We start from the raw sequence: 14,964 nt of genomic DNA, 5'->3' as shown, positions 1-14,964 counted from the left end.
GTCAGGGCAAGTTGCCGAAGGCAACGCGTCACACGAGACATAACGTGGGGTTAGGCGAGTGTTCGACCGGGCTGGCGCCCCAGTACCACGCAACGCAGCGATTCGCTCGCGCAGGCATTTATGCAGTGGTTCCCTAACCACGCTACGCAAGGAACCTAGCCATGACCACCACCGAACTGGTTCAGGCCTACTACGCCGCCTTCAACGCCGGCGACATGCCCGCCTTTCTCGACCTGCTGGACGAGGACGTGGTGCACGACATCAATCAGGGCGAGCGCCAGATCGGCAAGGCTACCTTCGCCGCCTTCATGGACAAGATGAACCGCTGCTACCGCGAGCGCCTGGCCGATATCGTGGTGCTGCAGAACGCCGCCGGCGACCGCGCTGCTGCCGAGTTCGTGGTGCACGGCGAATACCTGGCCGACGACGAAGGATTACCTCCGGCCAACGGCCAAACCTACGTCCTGCCGGCCGGCGCCTTCTTCGAGATCAAAAACGGCAAGGTCGCGCGCATCAGCAACTACTACAACCTCAATGAGTGGGTGGCACAGGTGGGCTGAATAGCGTCAGGCAGGGGGCCATGTAGCAGCTAGTCAGCCGATTCGGCGATGCGTATAGTGGACGCCGTCACGGAAAGGACGTTGAATGGAATGATTGGACGCCTATGCGGCGGTGCCGTGCTGAAAAATTACCCTTAGGTCGTAGCCGGCGCCAACAGCGTCGGCTACGAGTTCGAAACCTCGATGAAGATACTAATCACATTACCCGCCGTGAGCGAAGAGGTTTGCTTCTATGTCTATCCTAAAAAAGCCAAGCTCATTCGCATATTCGGCCTCTTTATATGAGAGCCCAAGTGCGAATATGTCGCGGGCAACGAGTGCGGCTCATATGGTTAGTGTTGAGAAATAACTCTGCAGCCTCCTTAATCCTCTAGCTCATAAAGCTCTGTGAGAAATTCCGAGAAATTGTTGCTGATATGATAGATGTTGTCCTGCCTTGGCTCTTCTCCGTCTTCAGCCTCGTAATCTGGATCCCAGAAGCATATTTCCTCTTTGCCGGTCAGATCCATAATGATCACTCCCCCCCTGAGTCTCTTGCAATTGGCAAAAAGCTCTGTGGAATTCTGTTTTCAAATACCTCTAGCATGTTGAAGATTGAATCATATTCGTTTTTTTCTAAAGAGAAGAATAGATGAACATCGGATTCATCTTCTCTTTCAGATATAGTGTTGTAAAATTTAAAAGTATCCGGAATGGGTTTCCCCCCGTTGTTTTCTTTTAAAAATCTTCTATACTCTGAAGGGAGCTGTGCTCTTATTTTTTTTTCCAAGGTGGTTAATGAAAAATCATCGGCCTTTGGGCCCTGGTCAACTATTTTTAACATGATGGCGCTCCTATTTTTGCTTAGCTATACCACCTGTATGCTTAACAGCTTCGTGAAGATCACTTGGAACTAGTTGCATATACCCGACATGCTCATTGTGATGCCAGACATAGCCTTTGGGTCGTGGTTTTTCTGAGTTATAGCCTGCTGCTATATCTGCTCTTCGATAATCAACTTTTCTTGATCTTCCAGGTTCTATGACAACATTTTTGATTGAGTATCGAGAGAAGTCGGGAAAGCCTGCGCCGTTAAAATGAATGCTGTGCGGGTATTTTTCTCTTATTTTCTCTGGCAAATCTTTCAAAGGAATTGTCGTGTTGGCGTATTTGCTATTGATTGGCGCTCTGCCATTTACAGGCCGTATCCTGCTGTTAAACCCGACTCCACCCATTGCCGAGAGGGCAGCGGCCGATACGATCGAAGCTTGCTCATCGTCTAAGCCATACTTTTGTTTGATTGCTTGAGCGAACCCGGCTTGAGAAACCGCGCCTTCAGCATCCGTATACTGTAGGAGTAGGGGGCCAGTGTCTAGGCTGATTCTCCAGGGCACCTCACCGCCAGCCAGCTTATCCAGTTCCGCGCGAAATTTATCATGGTCTCTTATCAAATCTTGATATTGAGCATGGCATTTCTTGCTATCTGTTGCACAGATGGCAATCAGCTTGTCTTGCTGCGCAAGGCTTATCTCGCGGTATTTTTCCTGCACTTCGTCGCAATTTCCGCGTGCTTCGCATTGTTTTGCTTCCTGAACATACTCAGCGACCTGTTCGTGTTTTAGAAAATTGTAACGATGCACCCGCTCGCCACTATCTGCACCGCTGTAGGCGCCCTTGGCATCGCCGGTGAAGACGGCGCCAGCGACGCCGCCGAGTAAGCGGGCAATCTGGGCCTGTTTATGGCGTAGCGGTTCCACTGTTCGGGGGCGACGGCATCGTTGCCCATGCTGGTGGCCATCACTTCCGCGGCGAGTGCACCGGCGACGGCGCCTTTGGCGCTGCCGCGGCCGATCTCGGCGGCCAGCCCTGCGAGTGCCGCGTGGGAAATGGCCTTGCCGCCAGTGCCGAGAATCTGGCCGTTGTCGCCAATGAGATTGGCGCCCTGGGCCTGGACCTGTGCGCCGATGTTGCCCAGCAGTGCGTCTCTGAAGCGGTCGTTGAAGCTGCCACCATAGGCGGCCTGGTTGACGCCAGCATTGATCAGACTCTCGGCACCGACACGCTGGGCGACTCGGGTCCAGTCACCGTCGCTGAGTACCGGTAGGCGAGGGGAGTCGGGGGTGGGCGCCTTGGCCAGCACGCCTTGGTCGAACCCGGCCATGGCGCCACTGACCAACATCGCTGTGGCGATGGACTTCACCGTGGCGCTACTGCCCAGGCTCTTGAAGGTCTTGGACAGGTTGCCCTGGTTGTCTGCGAGTGTGACCGCCGCTTGCGAGGTGAGTGCACTCATGCCGGCAGCGCCCATGCCATATAACGCTGCACCCGCTGTACCAGTGACACTACCGGCGGCGGCGTTGCCGGCCCAGGCGGCAAGACCACTGCCACTGGTCGCAGCCGCCACCGCGATGGCGATGACAGCGCTGACGGTCGGGTTGAGATGTTTTTCTGTGTGATGCCACTTGGCGTAGGCGTCCTGGACTTCGCGCCAGTGGACCTTCTTGTTGCCTCTGAGTGCCTTGAGCCACTCGGTCCCCGGTGTGCTGGCCAACTGGGCCAAGGCCCGATCGAGCTGCTGGCCCTGTTGCTTCTTGTAGTCAGCACCGATGCCTTTGGCGGCATCGATCCGCAACTTACCGCCGAACTGCAGGCTGGGTAGCCGCCAGGTGTCCTTCCGATATCCCTTGTCGCTGGTCTTGATATAAAACCCGCGGGATTGACTGATGCGCTGCTCCAGGCGGCTGTCCTTGACTGCCTCGAAGCGTACCTTACCCTTCTGGCTGGTCAGTTTGGCATTCTTGCCGGCACTGATACGGCTGGCCTGATAGGTGCTGTCGTCGCGACTGAGCAGGTCGATATTCTGCTTGGCGGTGAATGAGACCACCTTGTGGGTGACGCTGTGCCCGGTACGTTTGACGGTCTTCTTGCGCAGACCGAGCCAGCTTCTCTTCTTCTTCTTGGTCTGGTAGCTCGTGTTTTCTTCCATCGCCTGAGCGAATAGGAATCCGCCCCTGGCGGCGGCATTCAGGTTGCCGCCGGCGTTGAGTCGGGAAGCCTGGAACAGCATGCTGCCGTGGCTGTCGAGTACGGTATGCCGGCCGCTTTTCAGCGTGGACTCGCGCTGGTTGGTGCCTTCCTGATGGCCATGCTTGATAGGCCGGTGAAAAGTTTGTTCCAGCGCGCGGAAAGAGAGATTGCCGAGCGAGGCGATGCGCAGGTCGCGTCTGGCGCTGAGGTCGCTGCCCAGCGTGTCGATCTTGCCATTGGCAGCCAGGATGAGGTCTCGCCCGGCACCGAGGCGGGTGACAATATCATGGTCCTGGTAGGCCTGGTCGGACCCGACACGATAGCCGAGGTGGTCGAAGGCCATGTCACGGCCGGATAGCAGTGTCAGGTTACGCTTGGCTGCGAGTTTGCCGGCTTCCGTATCGATGTCGCGGCCGGCATTGAGCAGTAGATCGCCACCAGCGGCGAGACGCGCGGTGAGCTCATCGGAGCGGGTGACATCGAATAGCGCAGCGAAGCGATTGCTTAGGGAGTAAGCGTCGAGCTGAATATCTTGCCCGGCCTGGAGCGAGAGACTGGTGCCGGCGTCGAGACGCGCAAGCGGGATATCGATATTTCGACCAGCAACCATCGACATTGACTGGGCCGCAGTGACATGGTTCGTCTGCGCGAGGCGCTGCGTCAGGACATCACGCCGGATAGGGGCGCGGCTGGCGAGCTTGTCATTGGCACGGCCCCAGGTTGCCAGGTGCCGAGAAGTGACCAGGAATCTAATGTCTCGTCCAGCCTGAAGGGCAATATCGGCAGCTTTCAGGTTACCCATGTCCCTGGCTTTGATATCACTACCGGCGATCAGGTCGAGGCCGCGCTTGGCAGCCAGCAGCGGGACTCGGGCGTTGCCTCGCGTATCGTAAACATAGGGGCGGCCGAGATTGATACTGCCGCTGCGGGCGAGCAGCGATATATCACCACCTGTCGCGCTGGTTTGATATAGGGAAATGCTCTTGGCGGCGGCGAGCGCTAGATGATTGCCGGCATGTAGTGTCGCATTTCTCGTTCTGATATTGCCGCTGGAGACCAAACTCAGGTCATGCTTGGCCGATATAACGCTCGATAGCGAGAAGTGATGGCTGGTTGCGAAAATATCTTTGCCGCTGACGCTGGTGGGGAGTGTGGGCAGGTGACGCTCATATGTGTCCAGCTCGGGAATGGTCTGCAACTCGATCGTTTTGTCGAAGTCCATTACCAGCCGCCGGCCGGCGGCGAGCGTCGCGGACAGGATCCTCGTCGGATGCCAGATATTATACTCGTCGACCTTTCTCCACCATTTTGTGACGTCGGCCGCTCCGAATGGGCCCGGGACGCGTTTTGCTCGTAGCGCGGCTTCACTCTCGCCACGATAGCCATCCAATGTAATGTAGTGGTTGCGTTCTCCTAATACCCTGGCCGCGTTGCTCTTGAGCGTTTCTCCGGCGAGGAACATATCCTGTTTGGCACGAATAACGCTGCCGCGGTTGTCCAGATTGTGTGCATTGATATAAAGGCTCTTGCCCGAATCGATAACCGCTGGGTCAGAGATCGCATGTGCCTCATCCCTTCTTTTCCCGACATTGACATTGGAGTCTTTGGCGAGATCGGGTTTGCCGAACCACTTATTGATACCGAGTTTGGGCAGATCGACCTGGTTGTTGATGTAAAAAACGTGGGGCCCATGATTGTGCCTCTTCATCATCTGAGCACCCACATTGTTGTTAATGCTCGTCGAGTTGGGCGAAAGCGTGCGCGCCTTGGTTATCACGTGCTCTCGGGTGTTACTCAACTGCTGGGTACGGATCACCAGATTGCCGGACGGGTCTTGATGGTCGCCGAGCGGTTGCTGACCAGAGCGCTCTTGTCACCTTTGGGGTTTTTCTGAATCCAGAGATCCTGACCGGCCTGGAGGCGAGCGGTGTTGCCGTGGTTGTCGACCCGATTGGCGAAGACTCGCATATCCCGCTGAGTCGTGATGGCCCCCGCGTTGTCGAGCCTGGGGGTGACCAGCGTGACGTCGCGCTGTGCCTCGAGCTTGGCGCCCTTGGCCAGAGTGATGGCGCCAGCGCGCATACCGATATCCCGCGCGGAGTTGGCCTTATTGACGCTCATTGCCCTTTGGCATCGAGCAGGATGTCACCGCTGCTGCTACGAAGGTTGCCGGCATTGACGCCGACGCCCGCTTCGGTTGCGATTAGACGGATGCGATTGGCGTACATACCGCCGAGTTCGCGGCTATCGAGTGCCAGCGTGGGTGGCGTCTCCTTTCTTTTCGCTGCGAGCGGGTCGAGTGTACCGTTGGTGATATCCAGGCGGTTGCGCCCGAGCGTGACTTCCAGCGCCTTGGCTTGCAATTTGCCTTCCAAGGTCGCCGTACGGCTGATCAACGCCGTGTAATCCTGTGACCGGCTATCCAGGCCTTGACTGCCGATCCGGATATCGCCCTTGTCTACGGTCAGTGAGCTGAGCGCCCCATGACGGTCGAACCCCGGCTTACCGGTGGTCAGTGTGATGCCGGGCGCGTTGAGAAAACTGCAACCGTTACAGGTAATGCCATTGGGGTTGGCAATCATCACCTCAGCTCGGTGGCCGGCCACTTCCAACTGGCCAGCGAGCTGAGAGCGACGTTTGCCTGTGACTTCGTTGATGATCAACTCCGCTGGCGTGCCTTTCAGGTGGCCGTTGGCGCGGAGCTTTCCCGCCAGTTCTGATTTGGTAGTGCTCGTGGCGTTGTTGAGTACGGCGCCAGATTGGCCAACGCTGAATTCTCTGTAACGGTTGTGCGAGACGCCGCTGGCATTGGGTCTGGCGATCTCGACCACCGGTACGCCGTGACGCGTGGTGACCGTAGTGCGCTTGTCGGCAGTTGCGATGCCGGCAGCCCAGACCGGTTGCAGCGGCTGTAAAATCCAGGTGGCGATGACTGCCCAGCAGGTCCAGCGGGTAACAGGTCCCGACCTTTTCATCGGATGTTTCCTCGAGTGATTTACGCGTTAGGAAGGTCCTTGCGGTGCTACAGGGTGAAACTGGCTTGCCAATAGACGACCCAGGGGTCGGGGTGCAGCCCTTGCGGGGATAGCAGCGGTTTACCGAGACTGAATGACTGGGTGGCGCGTGGCTGGCTCAGTGCCAGCATGATGGCGCTACCCAGGAGGCCGCCGCCCTTGGCACTGCGACTCTTCATCGTGCCGCCGGCATCGAGCGCGACACTCAGGGTTGGCTGGCCGACCAGCGGAAGCGTCTGGGTGGTCCAATCGATCTGATTGCGCCAGTACGCGCCCCGATTAGCGTCGAGGAAGGTGTCCTTGAAGCCGCGGACCGAATACTCACCACCTACGCTGATGCGCTCGCTGGGGTAGAGGTCATCGGGTGTGGTTTGCAGGTAGCCCGAGGTGAGGTAGCTGATCGTTGATGTCAGCGGGAGAAAGCCGCTCGCCGCCAGGCTGATGCGGGTAAAATCGGAAGGGGGTAGGCCGCGCTGGTCATCACTGGCGCCAAGCGCGTGAAGGCCCCGCGAGACCGAAGGGTTCAGAGTGAAGTATCCCGTTCCCAAACGCGTCGCGTACTCGAGTCCGCTGCCGGCAATGGCCAGCGTAGGGCTGCTCACATTGAGCCGCTGCCCCGCAAAGGTGGTGCGAGTGTCTCGTCTTGTCAGCGAGAGCGCCCAGCCCAGGGTGCTATCCCCGTCACGATAGAGAGTCCGGTGCAGGTCGAGCACGTGCTGGCGCACGCTGCCCAGGTAAGGCCAATTGCGATCAGCGACCCGCAGTGGCTGTTCGCTATCACTCCGGGCGTAACGGTAGCCAAAATGCCAGTCTCCATATGGCAGCGTGACGCTGGCAGCTAGGCCGCGACTGAGATGGCCTCGGCGCCCTTCCAGATCGTGACTGGTTTCGAATTGCCATTGATCGTAAAGCCCCAGAGGGGAGTCCAGCGCCAGGCCGAGTGTCCCTTGCCGCGTTCCTGTGCCTTTCTGGCCGCTGTTGTCGATGCCCAGGGCAATTCGCCAGGGCTTGTCCTGATCGATGCGATGCAGCACGACACGGGAGTAACCCTGGCGGGTGCCAGGTTGAATGTCGATGCTCACACGCTGGGAGGGCAGGCGGTCGATCTGCTCCATGCCTTGCTCGAGGGTGCGCAGGTTCAGGACGCTTCCTCGGGCATGCGGGAAGATCATGGCGAGACCGCGCGGTTGCTGTCCGTCCAGCGAGATGGTTTCGATGCGTCCCTCTTGGGCTTGCAGGCGCAATGTGCCATCACTGACGTCCTGGTCGGGTAGGTACACGAGTGATGTCACATAGCCCTGCTCGATGTAGGCATTGCTGGCCTTGTGCGCTAGCGCCTGCATCTGGTTCAGGCTGAGACATTTACCCTTCAGCGGTTGTGTGAGTGCCTGTCGGCGAGCGGCGGACAGATGTGTGGCATCTCGCCACTCGAAATGATCTATCACGAAACAGGATGTGGCCTGATCAGGCGCTGTTGGTTTGGGCTGTGGGGCGATCTTCAGGCCACGCTGTAGCGCTTCACGTTGATGCTGCGACTCTTCGAGCAGCGATTGCTGGCGCTCGCGCTGGATATCGACATCTAGGGGTGTCGTCGGGCGTGGCTGGCCCAGGCATACACCAATGAGGGAAGGGAATATCAGCAGAGCCAACAACAGTGCGCGTACAGGCGTCATGGAGCGAGTTCCAAAGAGCGCACTGTGAAAGGCGTACCACGCTACCGCCATCTCGAGCGCACTGAAGTCAAGATTAATTAGCCAGTAATTTCGTATCAAATTGTTACAGAATGTATATATGTCGATTCTTCTCTCCCGGCAAGCACTTTCGATTCGAATCGAGTCGATAGTGGCACCGGTGAAGTCGGCAGCGCCGTCGTTGAGTCGGGCAGGGGCTCTCAGGATGTGGGCGGTAGCGAGTCGATCACTCTGGCCATGAGTGGTAGGCGCTCGGGAAGAGGGCTGAAGGCAAATTAAGAGATCATGATGTGCCTGCAGAGAGCATTGGCCGGGGCCATGTAGCAGCTAGTCAGCCGATTCGGCGATGCGTATAGTGGACGCCGTCACGGAAAGGACGTTGAATGGAATGATTGGACGCCTGCACGGCACCCTGCTGGAAAAGCTCCCTCCCTGGATCGTGGTCGACGTCAACGGCGTCGGTTATGAACTCGAAACCTCGATGACGACACTGGTCGCGCTACCCGCCGTGGGCGAGGAGGTCCGCCTCTATACCCATCTAAGCGTGCGCGAGGACGCGCATCTGCTCTACGGTTTCGGACGTGACGAGGAGCGCCAGCTGTTTCGCGCGCTGATCAAGGTCAATGGCGTGGGGCCAAAGCTCGCACTGGCGATCCTTTCCGGCATGGATCGTGACGCCTTCGTCGGCTGCGTCATGGAGGGAGACAGCAAGGCGTTGACCAAACTGCCGGGCGTGGGCAAGAAGACCGCCGACCGCTTGATCGTCGAGATGCGCGATCGTTTTCCCCACTGGCAGGAAGAGCAGGGGTCGCTGCTGGACGCACCGCGCCAGCCCGTGGCCAAGCCGCGGGATCCGTTCGCCGATGCCGAGGCGGCGCTGGTATCGCTGGGCTACAAGCCGACCGAGGCGTCGCGCATGCTCTCCGGGCTCGACGAGAGCCTGCCCACCGAAGCCCTGATCAAGTCGGCGCTGGCGCGCCAGATGGCCGGGTAAGCCGACATGATCGAACCCGATCGTCTCATCGAAGCCTCGCCGCGACAGGGTGAGCAGCAGGCCGATCATGCCATTCGCCCGCGCCGGCTGGGTGACTACATCGGTCAGCCACGGGTGCGCGAGCAGATGGATATCTTCATCTCGGCGGCGCGCAATCGCGGCGACTCGCTCGATCACACCCTGGTCTTCGGCCCCCCGGGGCTTGGCAAGACCACGCTGGCCAATATCATCGCCACCGAAATGGAGGTCGATATCAAATCGACCTCGGGTCCGGTGCTGGAGCGAGCCGGCGATCTCGCCGCCATGCTCACCAATCTGCAGCCGGGTGACGTGCTTTTCATCGACGAGATTCATCGGCTGTCGGCTGCGGTCGAGGAGGTACTCTATCCGGCGATGGAGGATTTCCAGCTCGACATCATGATCGGCGATGGCCCTGCGGCGCGGTCGATCAAGCTCGATCTGCCGCCATTTACGCTGGTCGGTGCCACCACCCGTGCAGGGCTCTTGACCTCGCCGCTGCGTGACCGCTTCGGTATCGTCCAGCGCCTGGAGTTCTACGCCATCGACGAGCTGAGCGAGATCGTCGCGCGTTCGGCGCGGCTGCTCGGGGTGCCCGCCGACGCCGCTGGGGCGCGTGAGATCGCGCGTCGCGCCCGCGGCACGCCGCGTATCGCCAACCGTCTGCTGCGGCGCGTGCGCGACTTCGCTGAGGTGAAGGGCGATGGCACCCTGAGCGCGCAGATCGCCGATCAAGCGCTGAACATGCTCAACGTGGACAGCCACGGCCTCGATCACATGGACCGCCGGCTGCTGCTGGCGATGATCGAGAAGTTCGACGGCGGGCCGGTGGGGGTCGACAGCCTGGCGGCGGCGATCAGCGAGGAGCGCGACACCATCGAAGATGTGATCGAGCCCTATCTGATCCAGCAGGGGTTCATGATGCGTACCACGCGGGGGCGGGTGGTGACGCGTTCGGCCTATACCCATTTTGGCCTGGCGCCGCATGATCAGGCACCCGAGGGGGGCGAGAGCGGGTGAGCGAATTCCTCCTGCCGCTCAAGGTGTACATCGAAGACACCGACGCCGGCGGCATCGTGTACTACGTTAACTATCTGAAATTCATGGAGCGTGCACGCAGCGAGTGGCTGAATGCTCAGGGCTTTGCCCAGCGCGAGCTGCTCGAACAGGGCGTACAGCTGGTGGTGCATAGCCTCAGCTGTCGCTACGCACGCCCGGCGCGGCTCGACGATCGGCTGGAAGTGAGTGCCGTCGTCGAGCGGCTCGCCGCCTGCTCGGTGCGATTCACCCAGGCGGTGCGGTATCGCGGGGAAACATTATGCGAGGCGGTGGTCGATATAGCATGCGTCGACACGCAGAGCCTGAAACCCAGGCGGTGGCCACGAGCGCTTCGCGCGGTGCTGACGCCAGACATTCATAGCCAGTGATTCGAGGATTCACGTGAACGACTCCATGTCCATCCCCCATCTGATCATGAACGCCAGCCTGGTCGTCCAGGTGGTCATGCTACTGCTGCTGGCCGCTTCGGTCGCCTCCTGGGTGGTGATCTTCCAGCGCAGCTTTGCGCTGGCGCGGGCCAAGAAGGCGCAGCGCGAATTCGACGAGCGCTTCTGGTCCGGCATCGATCTTAACGAGCTCTACCAAGACGTGCCGGAGAACCATGAAGCCCAGGGTGCCGAGCATGTCTTCCGCGCCGGCTTTCGCGAGTTCAACCGGCTGATGCCCAAGACCCGCAGCAGCGAGGCGGTGCTCGATGGCGTGCAGCGCTCGCAGCGCGTGGCACTTTCGCGGGAAGAGGATCGTCTCAACGCCAATCTGACGCTGCTGGCACGGTGGCCTCGGCGAGCCCCTACATCGGCCTGTTCGGCACCGTTTGGGGCATCATGGGGTCGTTCCAGAGTCTCTCCATGGCCCAGCAGGCCACGCTTTCCACGGTTGCGCCGTGGATCGCTGAGGCGCTGGTGGCGACCGCCATGGGTCTGTTTGCGGCCATCCCCGCGGTGATCTTCTACAACCGTCTCTCTTCCATCGCCAGCCGTCTGCTCGGCGAGTACGAAGATTTCGCCGAAGAGTTCCACTCGATCCTGCATCGCAATCTGCAGGGTCGCGGCAACAGTCAGTCGGCCTGAGCCGGAGGTGAGTCATGGGTGGACCCTATAGCCGACATCAGCGGCGCAAGCCGATGGGCGAAATCAACGTCGTCCCCTTTATCGACGTCATGCTGGTGCTGCTGGTGATCTTCATGATTACCGCACCCATGCTGACCCAGGGCGTCAAGGTCGACCTGCCGCAGGTCACCTCGGAGCCCATCGATACCCAGGAGCAGGAGCCGATCATCGTCTCGGTCGACAATAAAGGCGAGTACTACATCTCGCTGGGTGACAAGGACAAGCCGGTGACCCTGCAGACCGTGGGGGACCAGGTGGTGGCGATCCTCGAGCGCAAGCCCAACACGCCGGTCATGGTTCGGGGCGACAAGAACGCCTCCTATGGTCAGGTGGTGACGTTGATGAGCACGCTGCAGATGGCCGGCGTGGCGAACGTCGGCTTGATTTCCGAACCGCCCTCGGGTGACAACAAGGGGTAAGGAGTCAGCATGGCGAAGCGAACGCGCCGTGTCGGCTACGGCTTGCCCGTCGTCCTGGCGATCGGGGTGCACATTGTGGCCCTGCTGTTGACGATGTTGCGCCTGCCGGACAGCGAGCCGATCCCGAGCTCCTCTTCGGTGGTGCAGGCGACGCTGGTCAGTGATGTGACCGCGACCGACAAGGCTCAATATGCCAAGGAGGCCAAGGCGCGTGCGGCCAAGCGCCAGGCCGAGGAGGCCGCGCAGCAGGCGGCCGAGCAGCAGGCACAGGAGGCCGCCCGCGAGCAGGCCGAACAGCAGGCGGCACAGGCGCAAGCCGAACAGCAGGCAGCGGCCGACGCCGCACGCGCCGAGGCTCAGCGGCGTCAGCAGGCGGCCGAACAGGCAGCTGCGGAGCGCGCCGAAGCGGCACGTCAGCAGAAGGCCGCGGAAGCCGAGCAGCAGCGACAGGCACAGATCCAGAAGCAGAAGGCTGCAGAGGCCAAGAAGCAGGCCGAGGCCGAGAAACAGCGCCAGGCCGAAGAAGCCAAGAAGCAGGCTGAGGCAGAGAAGAAACGCCAGGCGGAAGAAGCCAAGAAGCAGGCCGAGGCGGAGAAGAAACGCGAGGCGGAAGAGGCCAAGAAGCAGGCCGAGGCGGAGAAGAAACGCGAGGCGGAAGAGGCCAAGAAGAAAGCCGAGGCGGAGAAGAAACGCCAGGCGGAAGAGGCCAAGAAGAAAGCCGAGGCGGAGAAGAAACGTCAGGCGGAAGAGGCCAAGGAAGGCCGCAGCGGAAGCCAAGAAAAAGGCCGAAGCCGCAGCCAAGGCCGCGAGCCAGAATGCGCTCAATGACTCGATTGCCAACGAAGAGGAGCGCATTGCCAACGCGCAGCAGTCGAATCAGGCTTCCAACAGCTTCATCAATCTGGTCAAGCGTGCGGTCGAGGACCAGTGGCATCTGCCGCCCAACGCCGATGGTTCGCTGGTGACGCAGGTCAGAGTGCGGTTGGGGCCATCAGGGGAGCTGCTCGCGGCGACCGTGACTCGCAGCAGCGGCAACCCCAGTTTCGACCGCTCGGCGACGCAGGCGGTAGAGGCGGCGGCACCGTTCCGTGAACTGCAGCAGCTGGATGCCGGACTGCAGCGACGGTTCCGCGATTTCAATCTCAAGTTCACACCCGGGGATATACAGTGATGAAACAACGGATGTCTCAAAGCTTGCGACGACTGGCGGCTGCCTGGCTGGCATCGCTCGTCGCGCTGTGCCTGACGGCGAACGCCCAGGCCCAGAATCTCACCATCGAGATCACCCGCGGCAGCGACCAGGCGATTCCGATCGCCATCGTGCCGTTCGAGTCCCAGGCGGCGGGTGGCCTGCCCCAGGATGTGGCGCAGATCGTCAGCGATGATCTCGAGCACAGCGGTCAGTTCGAGCCGCTCAGCCGCAGCGCGCTGATCTCGCTGCCGAGCAGCAGCAAGGATGTGTTCTACGATGACTGGAAGCGGGTCAACGCGCGCTATCTGGTGGTTGGCAAGATCGAGCCCCAGGGTAGCGACTATCGCATCCAGTACGAACTGATGGACGTCGCCGGCGGCAAGCGAATGCTCGGCGAAACGGTGACCTCCAGCGCCAGCGATCTGCGTGCCAGTGCCCACTACATCAGCGATCAGATCTTCGAAGCGATCACCGGTATTCGCGGTGCCTTCTCGACCCGTATCGCCTATGTCGCGGCCTCGGGTAGCGGTGACAATGCGCGCTATGCGCTCTACGTCGCCGACGCCGATGGCCACAACGCCCAGCAGGTGCTGTCGTCCGACGATCCTTTGTCGCCGGCCTGGTCGCCGGATGGGAGCAAACTGGCCTACGTCTCCTTCGAGTCCGGCAACTCCGCCATCTACGTGCAGAACGTGGCCACCGGCGAGCGACTGCGCCTGACCTCTTTCCCGGGTATCAACGGCGCGCCGGCGTGGTCGCCGGACGGGCGCAAGATGGCAATGTCGCTGTCCAAGGATGGCCAGCCGGAGATCTACGTGATGGATCTGGCCTCGCGTCAGCTCACCCGCTTGACCAACAACCGCGCCATCGAGACCGAGCCCGACTGGTCGCCGGACGGCCGCTCGCTGATCTTCACCTCCGACCGTAGCGGCGCGCCCCAGCTCTATCGCATGCCGGCCGGCGGCGGCGAAGCCCAGCGCGTCACCTTCACCGGCAGCTACAACTCCGATGGGCGCTTCTCGCCGGACGGCAAAGCGCTGTTCATGATCACCCGTGACGAGAACGGTTTTCACGTCGCAAAACAGGACCTGGACACCAGCCGTGTAACAGTCTTGACTGATACACGTTGGGATGAATCACCTAGTGTCGCACCGAACGGCACCATGGTAATCTTCGCGACGCAACAAGGGTCGCAAGGGGTGTTGGGGGCAGTCTCTTCCGATGGACGCGCGTCCTTCCGGCTGCCCTCACAACAAGGTGATGTGCGGGAACCCGCATGGTCGCCATATTTGAACTAAACGACGAAAGTCGACAGTGTCATTCGACATCTGAGCAAGGAGATGACAATGCAATTCAAGACTTACGCCAAGACGCTAGCGGTCGCGCTGTCACTGGCAGTGGTTGCGGGCTGTTCCAGCAGCGGCGGCACCCAGGAAGGGAACATGGATGGCACCTCCGGCAACATGTCCGGCCAGGGCATGACCTCCGGTCAGGGCGCAAACGGTTCGCAGATGAACGCCAACCAGCAGCGTCCCAGCGTCGACACGATCTACTTCGCGTTCGACAGCGACGAAATTCGTCCGGAGTTCGAATCCGTTCTGCGCGGCCACGCTCAGTACCTGATGGCCAACCCGAGCGTCAACGTGACGCTGGAAGGCTATGCCGACGAGCGCGGCACGCGTGAATACAACCTGGGCCTCGGCGAGCGTCGTGCGCAGTCGGTCGAGCAGTACCTGACCGTCCAGGGCGTATCCCCGTCGCAGATCTCCATCGTCAGCTACGGTGAAGAGCGTCCTGCCGTTCAGGGCCACACCGAAGAAGCCTACGCGAAGAACCGTCGCGTCGTGTTCGACTACAAGTAATAGTCGACGGAGATCAGCATGAAACACGGTCTGAAAAGAC

14 protein-coding genes and 1 pseudogene are annotated in these 14,964 nt (G+C 60.3%); 9 read left to right on the top strand and 6 right to left on the bottom strand.

What is annotated here, in order from left to right:
• The first annotated feature begins 161 nt into the window (after positions 1–161).
• On the top strand, positions 162–560 hold the full coding sequence (locus CN538_RS17195) for a nuclear transport factor 2 family protein (RefSeq protein WP_106420226.1): 399 nt from the start codon (positions 162–164) through the stop codon (positions 558–560).
• Positions 561–1,074: 514 nt separating this feature from the next.
• Here CN538_RS17195 and CN538_RS17190 read toward each other — a convergent pair.
• From CN538_RS17190 to CN538_RS17160, 6 genes are read right to left on the bottom strand one after another with little or no spacing between them, the layout of a single operon-like run.
• On the bottom strand, positions 1,075–1,383 hold the full coding sequence (locus CN538_RS17190) for an SMI1/KNR4 family protein (protein ID WP_106420225.1): 309 nt from the start codon (positions 1,381–1,383) through the stop codon (positions 1,075–1,077).
• Positions 1,384–1,393: 10 nt separating this feature from the next.
• Positions 1,394–2,179 (bottom strand): HNH endonuclease, encoded by a 786-nt coding sequence (locus CN538_RS21345; RefSeq protein ID WP_207233550.1) that lies wholly within the window; start codon positions 2,177–2,179, stop codon positions 1,394–1,396.
• Positions 2,158–5,382, bottom strand: a complete 3,225-nt coding sequence (locus CN538_RS17175) for a DUF637 domain-containing protein (RefSeq protein WP_129591405.1) — start codon at positions 5,380–5,382, stop codon at positions 2,158–2,160. The genes CN538_RS21345 and CN538_RS17175 overlap by 22 nt, the downstream gene beginning before the upstream one ends.
• Positions 5,379–5,687, bottom strand: coding sequence for a hypothetical protein (locus CN538_RS17170; protein ID WP_106420222.1), 309 nt, complete (start codon positions 5,685–5,687; stop codon positions 5,379–5,381). Before CN538_RS17170 ends, CN538_RS17175 begins: the two co-directional genes overlap by 4 nt.
• Entirely contained in the window at positions 5,684–6,541 is an 858-nt protein-coding gene (locus tag CN538_RS17165) for a filamentous hemagglutinin N-terminal domain-containing protein (protein WP_106420221.1), read from the bottom strand. Before CN538_RS17165 ends, CN538_RS17170 begins: the two co-directional genes overlap by 4 nt.
• A 47-nt stretch (positions 6,542–6,588) precedes the next feature.
• A complete protein-coding gene (locus tag CN538_RS17160) occupies positions 6,589–8,253 on the bottom strand; it encodes a ShlB/FhaC/HecB family hemolysin secretion/activation protein (RefSeq protein WP_164999649.1) in 1,665 nt (554 codons plus the stop codon).
• 406 nt (positions 8,254–8,659) lie between these two features.
• Between CN538_RS17160 and ruvA the strand changes: the two genes are divergently transcribed.
• The 8 genes and pseudogenes from ruvA (at position 8,660) to pal (ending at position 14,924) form a co-directional block, all read left to right on the top strand.
• Positions 8,660–9,265, top strand: coding sequence for a Holliday junction branch migration protein RuvA (gene ruvA, locus CN538_RS17155; protein ID WP_106420219.1), 606 nt, complete (start codon positions 8,660–8,662; stop codon positions 9,263–9,265).
• Positions 9,266–9,271: 6 nt separating this feature from the next.
• Positions 9,272–10,303, top strand: coding sequence for a Holliday junction branch migration DNA helicase RuvB (gene ruvB / locus CN538_RS17150; protein WP_106420218.1), 1,032 nt, complete (start codon positions 9,272–9,274; stop codon positions 10,301–10,303).
• Positions 10,300–10,710: a tol-pal system-associated acyl-CoA thioesterase gene (ybgC, locus tag CN538_RS17145; RefSeq protein WP_164999648.1), complete on the top strand. Its 411-nt coding sequence runs from the start codon at positions 10,300–10,302 to the stop codon at positions 10,708–10,710. The genes ruvB and ybgC overlap by 4 nt, the downstream gene beginning before the upstream one ends.
• Positions 10,711–10,735: 25 nt before the next feature.
• Positions 10,736–11,412 (top strand): annotated as a pseudogene (tolQ, locus tag CN538_RS17140) (protein TolQ).
• Between the two features lie 14 nt (positions 11,413–11,426).
• Complete coding sequence (gene tolR / locus CN538_RS17135; RefSeq protein ID WP_106420217.1) at positions 11,427–11,870, top strand: protein TolR; 444 nt, start codon at positions 11,427–11,429, stop codon at positions 11,868–11,870.
• A 190-nt stretch (positions 11,871–12,060) separates the two neighbouring features.
• On the top strand, positions 12,061–13,041 hold the full coding sequence (tolA, locus tag CN538_RS17130) for a cell envelope integrity protein TolA (RefSeq protein ID WP_242495815.1): 981 nt from the start codon (positions 12,061–12,063) through the stop codon (positions 13,039–13,041).
• Positions 13,042–13,052: 11 nt separating this feature from the next.
• Complete coding sequence (gene tolB, locus CN538_RS17125; RefSeq protein WP_106420216.1) at positions 13,053–14,360, top strand: Tol-Pal system beta propeller repeat protein TolB; 1,308 nt, start codon at positions 13,053–13,055, stop codon at positions 14,358–14,360.
• Between the two features lie 48 nt (positions 14,361–14,408).
• Complete coding sequence (gene pal, locus CN538_RS17120) at positions 14,409–14,924, top strand: peptidoglycan-associated lipoprotein Pal (RefSeq protein WP_106420215.1); 516 nt, start codon at positions 14,409–14,411, stop codon at positions 14,922–14,924.
• Positions 14,925–14,964 lie beyond the last annotated feature (40 nt).

The organism is Salinicola tamaricis (assembly GCF_003006155.1).
Lineage (GTDB): Bacteria > Pseudomonadota > Gammaproteobacteria > Pseudomonadales > Halomonadaceae > Salinicola > Salinicola tamaricis.
This window is presented reverse-complemented; position numbering and strand designations above follow the sequence as displayed.

Bases quoted from the DNA above. Each gene is read 5' to 3' on its own strand.
- CN538_RS17195 (WP_106420226.1), top strand. From the start codon at position 162: ATGACCACCACCGAACTGGTTCAGGCCTACTACGCCGCCTTCAACGCC.
- CN538_RS17190 (WP_106420225.1), bottom strand. From the start codon at position 1,383: ATGTTAAAAATAGTTGACCAGGGCCCAAAGGCCGATGATTTTTCATTA.
- CN538_RS17170 (WP_106420222.1), bottom strand. From the start codon at position 5,687: ATGAGCGTCAATAAGGCCAACTCCGCGCGGGATATCGGTATGCGCGCT.
- CN538_RS17165 (WP_106420221.1), bottom strand. From the start codon at position 6,541: ATGAAAAGGTCGGGACCTGTTACCCGCTGGACCTGCTGGGCAGTCATC.
- CN538_RS17160 (WP_164999649.1), bottom strand. From the start codon at position 8,253: ATGACGCCTGTACGCGCACTGTTGTTGGCTCTGCTGATATTCCCTTCC.
- ruvA (WP_106420219.1), top strand. From the start codon at position 8,660: ATGATTGGACGCCTGCACGGCACCCTGCTGGAAAAGCTCCCTCCCTGG.
- ruvB (WP_106420218.1), top strand. From the start codon at position 9,272: ATGATCGAACCCGATCGTCTCATCGAAGCCTCGCCGCGACAGGGTGAG.
- tolR (WP_106420217.1), top strand. From the start codon at position 11,427: ATGGGTGGACCCTATAGCCGACATCAGCGGCGCAAGCCGATGGGCGAA.
- tolA (WP_242495815.1), top strand. From the start codon at position 12,061: ATGCCAAGGAGGCCAAGGCGCGTGCGGCCAAGCGCCAGGCCGAGGAGG.
- tolB (WP_106420216.1), top strand. From the start codon at position 13,053: ATGTCTCAAAGCTTGCGACGACTGGCGGCTGCCTGGCTGGCATCGCTC.
- pal (WP_106420215.1), top strand. From the start codon at position 14,409: ATGCAATTCAAGACTTACGCCAAGACGCTAGCGGTCGCGCTGTCACTG.